Source organism: Streptomyces sp. LHD-70 (genome assembly GCF_031157275.1).
GTDB lineage: Bacteria > Actinomycetota > Actinomycetes > Streptomycetales > Streptomycetaceae > Streptomyces.
Map to the genome: position 1 here is coordinate 72,364 of NZ_JAVIFW010000012.1, position 15,190 is coordinate 87,553.

Annotated in this window: 15 protein-coding genes; 8 read left to right on the forward strand and 7 right to left on the reverse strand. The window is 72.5% G+C overall.

The genetic code is table 11. From position 1 onward, the window contains the following. Positions 1-152 precede the first annotated feature (152 nt). The gene (gene aceB, locus RCO28_RS23820; protein WP_308943274.1) at positions 153-1,775 is read right to left on the reverse strand and encodes a malate synthase A; all 1,623 of its coding nucleotides are present in this window, start codon (positions 1,773-1,775) and stop codon (positions 153-155) included. Positions 1,776-2,147: 372 nt separating this feature from the next. After that, positions 2,148-2,765 (reverse strand): nucleotidyltransferase family protein, encoded by a 618-nt coding sequence (locus RCO28_RS23825; RefSeq protein ID WP_308943275.1) that lies wholly within the window; start codon positions 2,763-2,765, stop codon positions 2,148-2,150. 424 nt (positions 2,766-3,189) lie between these two features. Here RCO28_RS23825 and RCO28_RS23830 point away from each other — a divergent pair, with 424 nt between their 5' ends. Continuing rightward, positions 3,190-3,483 (forward strand): DUF5955 family protein, encoded by a 294-nt coding sequence (locus tag RCO28_RS23830; RefSeq protein ID WP_308943444.1) that lies wholly within the window; start codon positions 3,190-3,192, stop codon positions 3,481-3,483. Between the two features lie 27 nt (positions 3,484-3,510). On the opposite strand, the gene RCO28_RS23835 is transcribed toward RCO28_RS23830, so the two are convergent. Next, positions 3,511-4,977 carry a PLP-dependent aminotransferase family protein gene (locus RCO28_RS23835; protein WP_308943276.1) on the reverse strand — a complete coding sequence of 489 codons (1,467 nt, stop codon included), beginning with the start codon at positions 4,975-4,977 and terminating at the stop codon, positions 3,511-3,513. 117 nt (positions 4,978-5,094) lie between these two features. On the opposite strand from RCO28_RS23835, the gene RCO28_RS23840 reads away from it, so the two are divergent. After that, complete coding sequence (locus RCO28_RS23840; RefSeq protein ID WP_308943278.1) at positions 5,095-5,709, forward strand: universal stress protein; 615 nt, start codon at positions 5,095-5,097, stop codon at positions 5,707-5,709. On the opposite strand, the gene RCO28_RS23845 is transcribed toward RCO28_RS23840, so the two are convergent. Both RCO28_RS23845 and RCO28_RS23850 read right to left on the reverse strand, forming a co-directional pair. Further along, a complete protein-coding gene (locus RCO28_RS23845) occupies positions 5,696-6,331 on the reverse strand; it encodes a response regulator transcription factor (RefSeq protein WP_308943280.1) in 636 nt (211 codons plus the stop codon). The two genes, RCO28_RS23840 and RCO28_RS23845, sit on opposite strands and share 14 nt — an antisense overlap. Further along, a complete protein-coding gene (locus RCO28_RS23850; RefSeq protein WP_308943281.1) occupies positions 6,328-7,620 on the reverse strand; it encodes a sensor histidine kinase in 1,293 nt (430 codons plus the stop codon). The genes RCO28_RS23845 and RCO28_RS23850 overlap by 4 nt, the downstream gene beginning before the upstream one ends. Before the next feature lie 172 nt (positions 7,621-7,792). Between RCO28_RS23850 and RCO28_RS23855 the strand changes: the two genes are divergently transcribed. After that, the gene (locus RCO28_RS23855) at positions 7,793-8,878 is read left to right on the forward strand and encodes an ABC transporter permease (RefSeq protein WP_308943283.1); all 1,086 of its coding nucleotides are present in this window, start codon (positions 7,793-7,795) and stop codon (positions 8,876-8,878) included. Continuing rightward, on the forward strand, positions 8,875-9,558 hold the full coding sequence (locus tag RCO28_RS23860) for an ABC transporter ATP-binding protein (protein WP_308943285.1): 684 nt from the start codon (positions 8,875-8,877) through the stop codon (positions 9,556-9,558). The genes RCO28_RS23855 and RCO28_RS23860 overlap by 4 nt, the downstream gene beginning before the upstream one ends. A 349-nt stretch (positions 9,559-9,907) precedes the next feature. Here RCO28_RS23860 and RCO28_RS23865 read toward each other — a convergent pair whose 3' ends face one another. Continuing rightward, positions 9,908-10,714 carry an IclR family transcriptional regulator gene (locus tag RCO28_RS23865; protein WP_308943286.1) on the reverse strand — a complete coding sequence of 269 codons (807 nt, stop codon included), beginning with the start codon at positions 10,712-10,714 and terminating at the stop codon, positions 9,908-9,910. A 299-nt stretch (positions 10,715-11,013) separates the two neighbouring features. Here RCO28_RS23865 and allB point away from each other — a divergent pair, with 299 nt between their 5' ends. The 4 genes from allB (at position 11,014) to RCO28_RS23885 (ending at position 14,836) form a co-directional block, all read left to right on the forward strand. Further along, positions 11,014-12,351 (forward strand): allantoinase AllB, encoded by a 1,338-nt coding sequence (allB, locus tag RCO28_RS23870; protein ID WP_308943287.1) that lies wholly within the window; start codon positions 11,014-11,016, stop codon positions 12,349-12,351. 5 nt (positions 12,352-12,356) lie between these two features. Continuing rightward, the gene (gene alc / locus RCO28_RS23875; RefSeq protein ID WP_374991230.1) at positions 12,357-13,484 is read left to right on the forward strand and encodes an allantoicase; all 1,128 of its coding nucleotides are present in this window, start codon (positions 12,357-12,359) and stop codon (positions 13,482-13,484) included. A 230-nt stretch (positions 13,485-13,714) separates the two neighbouring features. Next, positions 13,715-14,314 (forward strand): dihydrofolate reductase family protein, encoded by a 600-nt coding sequence (locus tag RCO28_RS23880; protein WP_308943289.1) that lies wholly within the window; start codon positions 13,715-13,717, stop codon positions 14,312-14,314. Between the two features lie 108 nt (positions 14,315-14,422). Beyond that, entirely contained in the window at positions 14,423-14,836 is a 414-nt protein-coding gene (locus RCO28_RS23885) for a ribonuclease (protein ID WP_308943290.1), read from the forward strand. Between the two features lie 71 nt (positions 14,837-14,907). Here the strand turns inward: RCO28_RS23885 and RCO28_RS23890 are convergent, their stop codons facing one another. Further along, positions 14,908-15,117 carry a hypothetical protein gene (locus RCO28_RS23890; protein ID WP_308943291.1) on the reverse strand — a complete coding sequence of 70 codons (210 nt, stop codon included), beginning with the start codon at positions 15,115-15,117 and terminating at the stop codon, positions 14,908-14,910. Between the last annotated feature and the right edge of the window lie 73 nt (positions 15,118-15,190).

Here is a 15,190-nt window from a genome sequence, read left to right on the forward strand (position 1 = left end):
GATCGAGCAGTCCATCAACGGCCGTGCGGGGAGGGCAAGTTGGCGCGTCGGCCGATTGGCCGAAGCTTTTCGGCAGCGGGGCCCGGACACGGGTGTGCCCCCGCGGGCGCCGCTGGGGCGCGCCACGGGGGCACGGTGAGGCGCGGTCGGACTCAGCCGGCCAGCTGCTCGTACGCGGGCAGCGTCAGGAAGTCCGCGTAGTCGGCGTCGAGCGACACCGTCAGGAGCAGGTCGTGCGCCTGCTGCCAGTTGCCGGCCTGGAAGGCCTCGTCGCCGATCTCCTCGCGGATCTTGGCGAGTTCCTCGGCGGCGACCTTGCGGGTCAGCTCGGCGGTGGCGGTCTCACCGTTCTCGAAGACGACACCGGCGTTGATCCACTGCCAGATCTGCGAGCGGGAGATCTCGGCGGTGGCCGCGTCCTCCATCAGGTTGAAGATCGCGACGGCGCCGAGGCCGCGCAGCCAGGCCTCGATGTAGCGGGTGCCGACCTGGACGGCGTTGCGCAGGCCGTCGTAGGTGGGCTTGGCGTCGAGCGAGTCGATCGCGATGAGGTCGGCCGCCTTGACGTCGACGTCCTCGCGCAGCCGGTCCTTCTGGTTCGGCTTGTCGCCGAGCACCGCGTCGAAGGAGGCCATGGCGATCGGCACCAGGTCGGGGTGGGCGACCCAGGAGCCGTCGAAGCCGTCGCCGGCCTCGCGGTCCTTGTCGTTCTTGACCTTCTCGAACGCGACCTTGTTGACCTCGGCGTCCCGGCGCGACGGGATGAACGCCGCCATGCCGCCGATCGCGTGCGCACCGCGCTTGTGGCAGGTGCGCACGAGCAGCTCGGTGTAGGCGCGCATGAACGGGGCGGTCATCGTCACCGCGTTGCGGTCCGGCAGGACGAACTTGGCGCCGCCGTCACGGAAGTTCTTGACGATGGAGAAGAGGTAGTCCCAGCGCCCGGCGTTGAGACCGCTCGCGTGGTCGCGCAGCTCGTAGAGGATCTCCTCCATCTCGTACGCGGCCGTGATCGTCTCGATCAGGACGGTGGCGCGGACGGTGCCCTGCGGGATGCCGACGTAGTCCTGGGCGAAGACGAAGATGTCGTTCCAGAGGCGGGCCTCCAGGTGCGACTCGGTCTTCGGCAGGTAGAAGTACGGGCCCTTGCCGAGCTCGATGAGGCGCTTGGCGTTGTGGAAGAAGTACAGGCCGAAGTCGACCAGCGCACCCGGGACGGCGCGGCCGTCGAACTTCAGGTGCCGCTCCTCCAGGTGCCAGCCGCGCGGGCGCATCACGACGGTGGCCAGCTCGTCGGTGTCCTTGAGGGCGTACGACTTGCCGGACTTCGGGTCGGTGAAGTCGATGTTCCGGGCGTAGGCGTCCTTCAGGTTGACCTGGCCGAGGACCACGTTCTCCCAGGTGGGGGCCGAGGCGTCCTCGAAGTCGGCGAGCCAGACCTTGGCGCCCGAGTTGAGGGCGTTGATGGTCATCTTGCGGTCGGTGGGACCGGTGATCTCCACGCGGCGGTCGTTCAGGGCCGCGGGCGCGGGGGCCACGCGCCAGGAGTCGTCCTCACGGATCCGAGCGGTCTCCGGGAGGAAGTCGAGCGTTGAAGTGCGGGCGATCTCGGCGCGGCGCTCGGCGCGGCGGGCGAGGAGCTCGTCACGCCGGGGCGTGAACAGCCGGTGCAGCTCCGCCACGAAGGCGAGGGCGGCGTCGGTGAGGACCTCTTCCTGCCGAGGCAGGGGCTCGGCGTCGACGATGGCCAGCGGGGACGGCGCTGGTGCGGACATGAGCTGTCACTTCCTTCAGCGGGATGAACGGGTGCGGCCCGAAGGCCTCGGAGCCGCTGCGACACCGGAAGACGGGTGGCCAGAACACGGCACTGAGTGCCGCGAAGGGGCATAACCGGCTTCTAGGCCGCCGGAGCGCGGGGCGCTTCTGACCAGTGGATAGTAGTTTCCTCATAGTGGAAGTTCAAGGTGTGTTGATGTCGAGATTCTCCGAGTCGACAGAACATGGCTCTGAGTGCCATTCCGATCACTCCATGTTCACTGCCCGGGAATGCGGTCGGTTCACACCGCGGGGCCCATTGCCGGGGCCACCGCCCCCGCTCACGGCCCGCGTCACCGCCCGCGCCCACTGCACCGGGTCACCGCCCGCGCTCACTTCAACCGCACCAGATCCGCCTCCGTGTCGATGTCGTACGCCTCGGCCACGTCCCCGCACTCGACGCGCGTGATCTCCGCCTCGTGCTCCCGCAGATAGGCGCGCGCCCCGCGGTCCCCGGTCGCCGCCGCCGCGATCCCCGCCCAGCGCTCGGCCCCGAACAGCACGGGATGCCCGCGCCTGCCGTCGTACGCGGCACACACCAGGCTCGACGGGGACGCGCAGGCCGCCACCACTCGGCGTACGGCCTCCGCGCCGATGCCCGGCTGGTCGACGAGCGAGACGAGCGCCGCCTGCGCCGCCCCCGCCGAGAGCGAGGCGAGCCCGGCCCGCAGCGACGAGCCCATGCCCTGCTCCCACTCCGGGTTCTCGACCAGGACGCAGCCGTCGAGCGCGGCCTCCTCCCGTACGCGATCGGCCGCCGCCCCGATGACCACGTGCACGTCGGCGCAGCCGCCCGTACGCAACACCCGCACCGCGTGCTCCACCAGGGGGCGGCCCCGGTACGGCAGCAGCGCCTTCGGCCGGCCGCCGAGCCGGCGCCCGCCGCCCGCGGCGAGCAGCAGCCCCGCGATGCGCGGTGCCTTTACCGCAGCCGGCTCGCTTTCCCTCATGGCTCAGCCTCCGCGATTCGGCCAACTCCGTCGTGCCGGTCCGGCCCGTCGAGCCGCGACCCGCTTATACCGCCAGCCTACGAACGCCTTCGCTGTCGCGCGGAACGGAACGGAACACTTCGCTCAGTCCCGGACACGGGGCGAGGTGGTCGAATTCAGTCACGGGAGTGGCGAGCGCGCCGCCGCGTGGCGTTTACTGACCCGCGTCCCCGGCGACCGACCATCGCAGGCAGGCCCCGTCTTGAAGGCAGGGGCCAGGGGGACCGGAGGCGCGGGGGAACCGCGGTGGGCGTGGCGGAACCGCCAGATCCACCTGAGGCATCAGATCCACCTGAAGCATCAGATCCACCTGACACGAGAACGGGCGCACGACCGAGTGCGAGGGGGATGAGCTGTGTTGCGAAGCGTGCGACAGAGACGACCGGTGGTGGGCGGTGACATGGATCCGAAGGTGGAGCGACTGCGCTCCGCCGTGTCCCGGCTGCGCCGCGAACTGGCCGCGTACCCGGCCGAGTTCCCGGACCGCGGCATCGCCGAGGACGAACTGGCCGCGCTCGCCGCGATGGCCGCGCACGGCGCCCCCGAGGTGCCGCGGCTGCGCCGCTCGCTGCTCCTGATCGCGGGCTCCGTCGGCTCGGTGAGCGCCCTGACCGGCGCGCTCACCGACGTACGGGAAGCGGTGGACGTCTTCGGGGGACCGGGCCCCGCCTCGGCGTGAAGCGGGTGGCGGGTGGCGGGTGGCGGGTCAGGCCACCCAGTGGCGGCGCCTGCTCTCACCGTCGGCCGTCGGCAGTCCTGCCGCCAGCGCCCTGGCCAGTCGGCTCACCGCCTCCACGCAGAGCTCGGCGGGCAGCGCGTAGGGGATGCGCAGGCGGTGCTCGTGCGTGCCCGGATCGGCGCCGAAGCGCGAGCCGCCCTCCACGCGTACGCCGTGGTCGAGTGCCGCCGTCGCCAGGGCCGAGGAGATCGGCGCGCCCAGATCCACCCACAGGCAGAGCCCGCCGGGCGGCAACTGCCAGCGCCACTGGGGGAGTTGCTCGGCGAGCGCGGCCGCGAGCGCCGACCGCTGGGAGCGAAGCAGCGGCAGCCGCTCCTTGAGCACCGCGTCCGTACGCTCGATCAGCTCGGTCGCGAGGAGCTGGTCGAGGACGGAACTCGCGATGTCCGTCGGCACGCGGTGGGTGGCCAGCTCGGTGATCATCTGCGTGCTCGCCCGCACCCAGCCGATCCGCAGTCCGCCCCAGTGCGTCTTGCTCAACGAGCCGACGGTGACGAGCTGTTCGCCCACACCGTGCCCGGCGAGCGAGGCGAACGGCGCGGGCGGCGGGACGTCGAGCGCGATGTCCGTGAGGGTCTCGTCGATGAGCAGCCAGGTGCCGGTGCGGCGCGCCGTGTCGAGAATCCGCTGGCGCTGCCCCACGGGCATCAGGCGGCCCGTCGGATTGTGGAAGTCCGGTACGAGATAGGCGAGTCGGGGCGCCGCCTGCCGCAGCGTCGACTCCGCCACCTCGGCGTCCCAGCCATCGTCCGTCACCGGCACGGGGATCGCCCGCAGCCCGCCCCTGCGGACCGCGTCGAGGACGTTCGCGTAGCTGGGGTTCTCCACCAGGACCCGGTCGCCGGGCCGGGCCAGGAGCGACAGGGTGAGCGACACCGCCTGCTGGGCGCCGGAGGTGATCAGGATCTGCTCGGGCAGCGTGGGCAGTCCGCGGCGCGTGAACCGCTCCGCCACCGCCGCCCTCAACTCCGGTAGCCCGTAAGGGTGGTAGCCCGCCGTCGCCGCGTGCCGGGCCATCGAACCCGTCACCGCGGCGAGCGCCTCGGCGAGCGCGCCCTGCGGTGCGTACGGGGCGGCCATGGCCAGATCGATGACGTCGTCCGTCTCCGCGTACGCGACGTTGCTGGGCCGCCGGCCCTCGGGCAGGGCGGTCCAGGTGCCCGAGCCGCGCCTGCTGTGCGCGAAGCCGTCCGAGCGCAGCAGGTCGTACGCCGCCGTGACCGTGGCCCGGCTGATACCGAGGGCCGTCGCGAGCTCGCGCTCGGCGGGCAGCCGGGTGCGCAGGGCGATCCGGCCGTCGAGCAGCAGGGTGCGGACGCCCTGCGCCAGGGCGCGGTAGCCGGGCCGCTCGCCCGCGGTCGCGGTGAGGAGCCCCGCGAGCCGACGGCTGCCGAGGGTGCTGTCCACGGAACGGACCACCTGCATCTTCGCCATGCCAACTCCTCGTGATTGGCCCTACTGGGCGGGCCAATCACTCTACAGACTGGGCGCAGTGGTCGGCCCCCGCGAGGGAAGTGGCCTGGATCGGACTGGCTGTGGGAGGAGGCGGCGATGGTGCGGGAGAGCACGGTGGAGTACGTCGGTGAGGTGGCCGCGGGAGGTGATCCCGGACGGGTTGTCGTCGGCGTGAGCGGCTCCCTCGCGAGCCTGGCCGCCCTGCGCGCGGGCGCCGCCGAGGCCCGCCGCTCCGGCCGCACCCTGGTCGCCGTGCACGCCTGGGAGCCGCCCGAGGGCGAGGGCCTGTACCTGCGCCACCCGGACCGGGTCTGGGCCGCCCTGTGGAAGACCCAGGCCAGGATCTGCCTCGACCGCGCCTTCGACGAGGCGTTCGGCGGCGACCCGCAGGGCGTCACGGTGCGCCGTCTCGTCGTACGCGACCGGCCGGGCCCGGCGCTGTGCAAGGTCGCCCACCGGGAGTCCGACGTGCTGCTGCTCGGCACCCGCCCGTCCCGCCGTACGGGCGCTCCGCGCGGCCGCGGCGGGAAGGTCGCCCGGCACGTCCGCCGGCGCGCGGCCTGCACCTGGCGCCTGGTGCCGGGCCCGGCCCGCCCGAGGGGGGTGCGGCGCGCGCTGCGCGGTCTGCGCGCGGACGACTTCCGTACGGCGCCCGCGCCGACTGCCGGGCGGGGTACGGGAGTTGGCGGGGACCGGTTCAGCGGCGGATGAGGCCGAGCCCGGTCGCCGTCGCCACCGCCGCGGTGCGGGAGTCGACGTCGAGCTTCGCGTAGATGCGCGCCAGGTGGGACTTGACCGTGCCTTCGGTGAGGTGCAGCCGGCCGCCGATCGCCTGGTTGGACAGGCCCTCGGCCACAAGGGACAGGACTTCGGTCTCGCGCCGGGTCAGCGTGGTGGCGGGGGTGCGGAGCCGGTGCATCAGACGGTCGGCGACGGCCGGGGCGAGCGTCGTCCGCCCGGTGGCGGCCGTGCGGACGGCCGCCGCGAGGTCCTCGGGCGGGGCGTCCTTGAGGAGGTAGCCGGTGGCGCCGGCCTCGATCGCGGGCAGGGTGTCCGCGTCGGAGTCGTACGTGGTGACGATCAGGACGCGGGGCGCGCCGGGCCGCTCGGTGATCCGGGCGGTGGCCTCGGCCCCGCCCATGCCGCGGCCGAACTGCAGGTCCATCAGGACGACGTCGATGTCCCCCAGGGCGGCACGCGTGACCGCCTCCTCGGCGGTGGCGGCCTCGGCGACCACGGTGAGGCCGGGCTCCGTCTCCAGAACGGCCCGGAGCCCGGCCCGCACCACCGGGTGGTCGTCGGCGAGCAGCAGGCGGATGGGGCTCTCGGTCATCGGTCGGCCTCGGGTTCGCTGTCGGCGCGGGGGGCTGTGTGGGGTTCTGTACGGGAGTCTGTACGGAGGTCTGTACGGGGGTCCGTACTCGATTCCGTACCGGGTTCCAGGGGAAGCTCGGCGGTCAGGGAAGTGCCCCGGCCGGGGGCCGAGTCGAGGGTGAAGGTGCCGCCGAGGGCGTGCATCCGGGCGCGCATCGCGGCCAGCCCGAAGCCGCCGCTCTCCGGGTCTGGGGCGGGCAGCCGGTCCGGGGCGAATCCGGCGCCGTCGTCGACGACGCTGAGGGCGACGCGGCCACGGTGATGACACAAGGTGACATCAGCGGTTTCGGCACCGGCGTGCTGGACCGTATTGGCAAGGGCGGACTGGGCGATGCGGAGCAGCGCCACCTCGTGCGCGATCGGCAGCGGCACCGGCTCGCCGTCGAGACGGAAACGCGCGGTCAGCCGGTGCCGGGCGGACGTGGTGGCGCAGAGCCGCTCCAGGGCGCCGGCCAGCGTGGTGCCCTCCAGGGCGGGCGGGGTGAGCGCCGCGACGAAGCGGCGGGCCTCGGCCAGGTTGTCGACGGCGGCCTGCCGCGCCTGGTCCACATGGCGGGCGGCGTTGCCCGGCGCTTCCGGCAGGGCCCGCTCGGCGGCGCGCAGCAGCAGCTGAATGCTGGTCAGTCCCTGGGCGAGGGTGTCGTGGATCTCCCGGGCCAGGCGTTCACGCTCCGCCAGGACGCCCGCGGTGTGCTGGGCGGCGGCCAGGTCGGCACGGGTGGCGGTGAGCTCCTCGATCAGCTTCCGGCGCTCCTCGCTCTCCCGGTACAGGGCCTGGTACCCCCACACCACGGCGACGGCCACCGCCGCTCCCAGGGCCGGGCCGATCGCCATGGGCGCGCTGAACGAGCCCTGGTGGGCGGCGAACGCGGCGATCGCCGCCACCGCCGTCGCGAGCACCGCGAGCAGCCCGGCACGGCGGGGCAGCAGGTGGAGTTGGAGGAAGTACAGCGGGAACGCCACCCACACCCCGTCGGCCGACAGGGCGAGCAGGGCCAGCCAGCAGGCGCCCACACCGACCAGCCACCACGCGGCGGCCGACCGGGACCGCCGTATCCGAGGCAGCAGCGGGCCCGCCGCGTACACCAGGGCGCACACCACGGTCACGGTGATGACCGCCCCCGCGTGCGGCCGGCCGTCGGCCACCGCGCGGACGGCGGTCAGGGCGAGCAGGCCGACGATCAGCAGGTGCAGGCACCAGGCCAGGATCCGGGTGGTCGGGGTCAGGGACAGGGCGGTGGCGTTCACAGTCGTTCCAGCCTAAGGAGCCGGACCCGAAGCGGCCTCCATCGAAAGTTACAACTCGCCTCCCGCCCTTCGATCCCCGAGCTCCCGTCCTGCGCCAGATGCCCGAGCAGGGGGTCGACGGCGACGGTGGAGTCGCTTTCGAAATCCACCACGTGAAGGAGTAGGCCGAGCCGTGTTCGTCGCCTGGAGAGACCTGAAGTTCGCCAAGGGGCGCTTCGCCCTGATGGGAACCGTCATCGTGCTGATCACCCTGCTTGTCGGCCTGCTGTCCGGGCTGACCGCCGGCCTGGGGCAGCAGAACATCTCCGCCGTCACCGGCCTGCCCGCCGACAAGATCGCTTTCAACGCCCCCGGCCGCGGACAGGACCTGTCGTACGCCAACTCCACCGTCACGGACGAGCAGTGGCGTCAGTGGGCGCGGACGCCCGGAGTCACCTCCGCCGAACCGCTGGGCATCACCACGACCAAGGCCACGGCCGGCGACCGGAGCACCGGCGTCTCCGCGTTCGGCGTGCGGCCCGGCTCCTCTCTGGCCCCCGAGAGCGGCAGGATCGACGACACCTCCGCTGTGCTGTCCACCACGGCGGCCGACGACCTCGGCCTGCGGCCCGGGGACACCCTCACGCTCGCCGGGCAGCAGCTGACCGTGGCCGCCGTACGGGGAGACGCCTCCTTCAGCCACACGCCCGTCGTCTGGACCAGCCTGACGACCTGGCGGAAGGCCGCACCGCCCACCACGGCCGACGGCCCGGCCGCCACCGTGATCGCCCTGAACGCCGACTCGGGCGCCGACCTCGGCGCCGCGGACCGGGCAGCGGGCACCGAGACCGTCTCCAAGCAGGACTCCCTGTCCGCGATCGGCTCGTACACCTCCGAGAACGGTTCGCTGCAGTTGATGCGCGGCTTCCTTTTCGCCATCTCGGCCCTGGTCATCGGTGCGTTCTTCACCGTCTGGACGATCCAGCGCAGCGCGGACGTCGCCGTCCTCAAGGCGCTCGGCGCTTCCACGGCCAACCTGCTGAAGGACGCCCTCGGCCAGGCCCTCGTCCTGCTCACCGGCGGCACGCTGCTCGGCACCGCGGTCGCCGCCGGGCTCGGCGCCCTCCTCGCCGGTGGCGCGGTGCCGTTCCTCCTCACGCCCGCCACCGTCCTCGTACCCGCCGCGGTGATGATCCTGCTCGGCGCGCTCGGGGCCGCCCTGTCCATCCGCCGCATCACGTCCGTCGACCCGCTGACCGCTCTGGGGAGCGCCCGATGAGCCTCAACCTGACCGACATCACCCTGACCTACCCCGATGGCGACAGCCGTCTGACCGCCCTGGACCGGGTCGGCCTCGACGTGCCGAAGGGCAGCCTGACCGCCGTGGTGGGGCCGTCGGGCTCCGGGAAATCCAGCCTCCTCGCCGTGGCCGCCACCCTCATCACGCCCGACGACGGCACCGTGACCGTCGACGGCACCACCACCACCGGAATGAGCCGCGCGGAGCTGACCGAGCTGCGCCGGCACAAGATCGGGATCGTCTTCCAGCAGCCCAACCTGGTGCCGTCGCTCACCGCGGTCGAGCAACTCCAGGTCATGGCGCAGATCGACGGCCGCCGACCGGCCGGGGCCCGCACCCGCGCACTCGAACTCCTCGACGCGGTCGGCCTGGTGGACCAGGCCCGGCGGCGGCCCCACCAGCTCTCGGGCGGCCAGCGTCAGCGGGTCAACATCGCCCGCGCCCTGATGAACGACCCCACCGTGCTCCTGGTCGACGAGCCCACCAGCGCCCTCGACCACGAACGCGGCGCCGCCGTCATCGAGTTGATCACCCGGCTCACCCATCAGCGGGCGACCGCCACGGTCCTGGTCACCCACGACCGCACCCACCTGACCGCCGTCGACCAGACGGCGGAGGTCCACGACGGCCGCCTCCGCCTGCCCACCGCGGCACGCTGACGCGCCGGTCCGGCCGCACGCATGGGCCCGGGGGCCCGCCGTACGTAACGGACGGGTCCGGGTCGGCCGCACGCCCGCACGCCCGCACGCCCGCACGGACGGGTCCGGGTCGGCCGCACGCCCGCACGCCCGCACGCCCGCACGGACGGGGTCCGGGGTCGGTCAGACGCACGGATGGGCCAGGAGCCCGCCGGACCTACGGACGGGCCCGAAGCCGCCGGTCACTCCGGCGGCCTCGGGCCCGTCCGCTTGCGTCAGTCGACGTCCGTATCCCCGGACTCCGTATCCCCGGACTCCGTATCCCCGGACTCCGTACCCCCGGACTCCGTACCCCCGAACTCCCGGCCCCTCAGGACCCGTTCGTGTTCGCCAGGGCCACCGACAGCTCCGCCGCGACCTGCTGGAGGATCGGGACGATCTTCTCCGTGGCGGCCTCGGTGACGCGGCCGGCCGGGCCGGAGATCGAGATGGCCGCCGCCGTGGGGGAGTCGGGGACCGGGACCGCGAGGCAGCGGACGCCGATCTCCTGCTCGTTGTCGTCCACCGCGTACCCCGCCTGGCGGACCTCGGTGAGCGCGTCGAGGAACCCCTCCGGCGTGGTGATGGTCTTCTCCGTCGCGGCGGGCATGCCGGTACGCGCGAGCAGGGCGCGGACCTCGTCGGCGGGCGTGCCGGAGAGGAGGGCCTTGCCCACGCCGGTGGAGTGCGGCAGGACGCGGCGGCCGACCTCCGTGAACATCCGCATGGAGTGCTTGGACGGCACCTGCGCCACGTACACGATCTCGTCGCCGTCGAGCAGCGCCATGTTCGCCGTCTCGCCGGTCTCCTCGACCAGGCGGGCGAGGTAGGGCCGCGCCCAGGTGCCGAGGAGGCGGGAGGCGGATTCGCCGAGGCGGATCAGGCGGGGGCCCAGGCTGTAGCGGCGGTTGGGCTGCTGGCGGACGTACCCGGTGGCGACCAGGGTGCGCATCAGGCGGTGGATGGTCGGCAGCGGCAGACCGCTGCTCGCGGAGAGTTCGCTCAGGCCGACCTCGCCCCCCGCGTCCGCCATGCGCTCGAGCAGGTCGAAGGCGCGCTCAAGTGACTGGACTCCCCCGCTGGCGGCGGGCTTGGAGGCGCTTTCGGTGGAGGCGTCGCTGGCGTTGGACGTCGGCACGGCGCGGTCCTTTCGGTGCTCAGGAGCAGGCGGAGGTGCAGCCTACCCGTCGGTTCCTCGCGTGCGGGTGCCCGGTGGCCCGGTCTTGTACGTAAGTATATTCTGCGTAGCGAAATCTAGCTTTCACTTCATGGAAAGCTCTAGTCTGGGTAGAGAACCGGAACGAAGCCCTCCGGGTGTACCCAGGGGGTCTTGACTGGGCCAGACGGCCCGGTGAAGATTCGTTCAACAGATTGTTGAATACCAATACCCCCTTCCGTGCTCTTCAGAGCCGCGGAAGAGGAAGAGAGGGGAAACGGGTGTCCGACGTGGAACTGGTCCTTCGCTCGACGCGAGTCGTCACCCCCGAGGGCACGCGCGCCGCCTCCGTCGCCGTGGCCGACGGGAAGATCGCAGCCGTCCTTCCGTACGAGACCGAGGTCCCCGAAGGTGCCCGGCTCGAGGACTTCGGGGACGACGCGCTGCTCCCCGGCATCGTCGACACCCACGTCCACGTGAACGACCCCGGCCGCACCGAGTGGGAGGGCTTCTGGACCGCCACCCGCGCCGCGGCCGCCGGTGGCATCACCACCCTCGTGGACATGCCGCTCAACTCCCTGCCGCCCACCACCACCGTCGACAACCTGCGCACCAAGCAGGAAGTGGCCCGCGCCAAGGCGCACATCGACATCGGTTTCTGGGGCGGCGCGCTCCCGGACAACGTCGCGGACCTCAAGCCCCTGCACGACGCGGGCGTCTACGGCTTCAAGTGCTTCCTGTCGCCCTCCGGCGTCGACGAGTTCCCGCACCTCGACCGCGAGCAGCTCGCCGCGTCCATGGGCGAGATCGCGGGCTTCGGCGGCCTCCTCATCGTGCACGCCGAGGACCCGCACGAGCTGGACTCCGCCCCGCACCTGAGCGGCCCGAAGTACGGCGACTACCTGCAGACCCGGCCGCGTATCTCCGAGGACGCGGCGATCAAGGGCCTCATCGAGACCGCCAAGCGCCTCGACGCGCGCGTGCACGTCCTGCACCTGTCGTCCTCCGACGCGCTGCCGCTGATCGCCGCCGCCAAGGCCGAGGGCGTCAAGCTCACCGTCGAGACCTGCCCGCACTACCTCACCCTGACCGCCGAGGAAGTCCCGGACGGCGCCAGCGAGTTCAAGTGCTGCCCGCCCATCCGCGAGGGCGCCAACCAGGACCTCCTGTGGCAGGCGCTCGCCGACGGCACCGTCGACTGCATCGTCACCGACCACTCGCCGTCCACCGCCGACCTGAAGACCGACGACTTCGCCACCGCCTGGGGCGGCATCTCCGGCCTCCAGCTCAGCCTCCCGGCCATCTGGACCGCCGCCCGCGAGCGCGGTCACAGTCTCGACGACGTGGTGCGCTGGATGTCGGCGCGTACGTCGGAGCTGGTCGGCCTGGACCAGAAGGGCGCCATCGAGGCCGGCCGCGACGCCGACTTCGCGGTCCTCGCGCCCGACGAGACCTTCACCGTCGACCCCGCCGGACTCCAGCACCGCAACAAGGTCACCGCCTACGCGGGCAAGACCCTGCACGGCGTCGTGAAGTCCACCTGGCTGCGCGGCCAGCGCATCCACGCGGGCGGCGAATTCACCGTGCCCTCCGGCCGACTCCTCGAAAGGAAGAACTGATCCCCGTGGCGCAGAACAATTCCGGTTTGGCCTCCTTCACCGGCGACGCGAGCCCCTACGGCGGCGGCGAGCCGTACGCCGACTACCGCAGCGCCGAATTCCCCTTCACCCAGTACGCCAACCTGGCCGACCGCCAGCTCGGCGCGGGTGTCATCGCCGCCAACGACGAGTTCTTCGCCGAGCGGGAGAACCTGCTCAAGCCCGAGGCCGCCGAGTTCGACCCCGAGCACTTCGGCCACAAGGGCAAGATCATGGACGGCTGGGAGACCCGCCGTCGCCGCGGTGTCTCGGCCGAGGTCCCGCACCCCACCGACGAGGACCACGACTGGGCGCTCGTCCGCCTCGGCGCCCCCGGCGTCATCCGCGGCATCGTCGTCGACACCGCCCACTTCCGCGGCAACTACCCGCAGGCCGTGTCCATCGAGGGCGCCAACGTCGAGGGCTCGCCCACGCCCGACGAGCTGCTCTCCGGCGACGTGAAGTGGACGACGCTCGTCCCGCGCACCGCCGTCGGCGGCCACGCGGCCAACGGCTTCGAGGTCACCGCCGAGCAGCGCTTCACGCACCTGCGGGTCAACCAGCACCCTGACGGCGGCATCGCCCGCCTGCGGGTCTACGGCGAGGTCGTGCCCGACCCGAAGTGGCTCAAGGCGCTCGGCACCTTCGACGTGGTCGCCCTGGAGAACGGCGGCCAGGTCGAGGACGCCTCCGACCGCTTCTACTCCCCGGCCACCAACACCATCCAGCCGGGCCGCTCCCGCAAGATGGACGACGGCTGGGAGACCCGCCGCCGCCGCGACAAGGGCAACGACTGGATCCGCTACCAGCTGGTGCAGCAGTCCGAGATCCGCGCCGTCGAGATCGACACCGCGTACCTCAAGGGCAACTCGGCGGGCTGGGCCGCGCTGTCCGTCAAGGACGGTGAGGACGGCGAGTGGACCGAGGTGCTTCCCCGCACCCGCCTGCAGCCCGACACCAACCACCGGTTCGTGCTCGACACGGCGGCCAAGGGCACGCACGTCCGCATCGACATCTACCCCGACGGCGGCATCTCCCGCCTCCGTCTCTTCGGTTCCCTGACCGAGGACGGCGCGGCCGGCCTGGCCGCCCGTCACCAGGAGCTGGGCGGCTGACGACACCCGCCCACGGGGCGTGCGTACCGCCCTCAGGGGCGCGCCGGGAGGACAGCCCCGGCGCGCCCCTCTTTCTCGTACGAGCTCACGCCGCTCGCCCGCCGTCGACGGAGAACTCGGCGCCGGTGACGTACGCGGGGTTCCCGGGGTGCGGGGGTGAGCGATGAGTTTCCGAGGGGCGGGCGGTCATTCCTGGTGACAGCGGCGCTCACGAGACAACGGGACCGGTCATGAAGCTCACACTCACCCAGATGGTCACCCTCGACGGCGTGATGCAGGGCCCCGGCGGGCCGGACGAGGACACCGGCGGCGGCTTCACCCAGGGCGGCTGGGTCTGGTCGTACTTCGACGAGGACTTCAGCGGGTTCGTCGACGAGAACTTCCGGCGCGCGGACGCCTTCCTCCTCGGCCGTCGCACGTACGAGATCTTCGCCGCGTACTGGCCGAAGCAGAGCGGCGACCCCGTCTCCGACGCCCTCAACTCCCTGCCGAAATACGTCGCGAGCACCACCCTGACCAGCGCCGACTGGGAGGGCTCTCAGGTCATCGGCGGCGATCTCGCCGCAGCGGTCACCGCGCTGAAGGAGCAGCCGGGCCGCGAGCTGCAGATGCACGGCAGCGCCGGTCTCGCCCGGTCACTGTTCGGGCACGGGCTGATCGACACCGTGCACCTCATCACGGTGCCGGTCGTGCTCGGCGCCGGAGAGCGCCTCTTCGCGGAGGGCACCCTGCCCACGGCCTTCCACAACGCCGACACCCGCGTCACCCGCACGGGAGTCGTCATCGGCACGTACGAGCGCGAGGGCACCCCGGAGTACGCCTCGATCTGACCGCCCACCGTCCGGCGCGGCTCGCGGCGGCCCGCACGGGTGAACTCCCTGAAAATTTCCGGTACTTGACGTTGACACGGCAGGCTCTACGCGCGTCATGCTAGGGGCATGCGAATCCCCCCACGCATCGCCACAGGCATCGCTCTGGCCGCCGCGCTCCTCGCCGGCGGACCCGTGGCCGCGAACGCGGCCCCCGCTCCCGTGACCCCCCACTCCGCGACCGCGACCGTCGCCGCCGTCGGCGACATCTGCTACTCCGCGCTGCCGCCCGAGGCCCACGACACCCTCGACCTGATCGAGGCGGGCGGCCCCTACCCGTACCCGCAGGACGGCACCGTCTTCCAGAACCGTGAGGGGCTGCTGCCCCCGCAGGACTCCGGCTACTACCACGAGTTCACCGTCGAGACCCCCGGCTCCGACGACCGCGGCGCCCGACGCATCGTCACGGGCGAGGCGACCGAGGAGGACTACTACACCGCCGACCACTACGAGTCCTTCGACCTGGTCGACCACGGCTGCTGACCCGATCCCGGCCCGTCGGCTCCGGTTGCCTCGCAACGTACGCGGCGACCGGAGCCGCATCGGCCCACGCGTCAGCCCCCCTTGCCGCTGCTCTCCGCCGCCGCGAACACGGCCACCGAGAGCACCACGAGCGCGATGCCCGCGTACAGCTCGTACCCCCGCAGGAAGTCCAGGTGCTGGATGACGCCCCAGGCGAGGGGCCAGTCGGTCAGTTCGCGCACGATCGCGAAGGCGCCCTGGAGCAGCAGGAGCAGACCGAGGAACTCAAGACCTTTCTTCATGCGCCGATCCTCGTCCGCCGCCGGCCCCCGCACATCGGCCGCACGGCGAACCCCGGCGGGCGGCGGAGGGCCG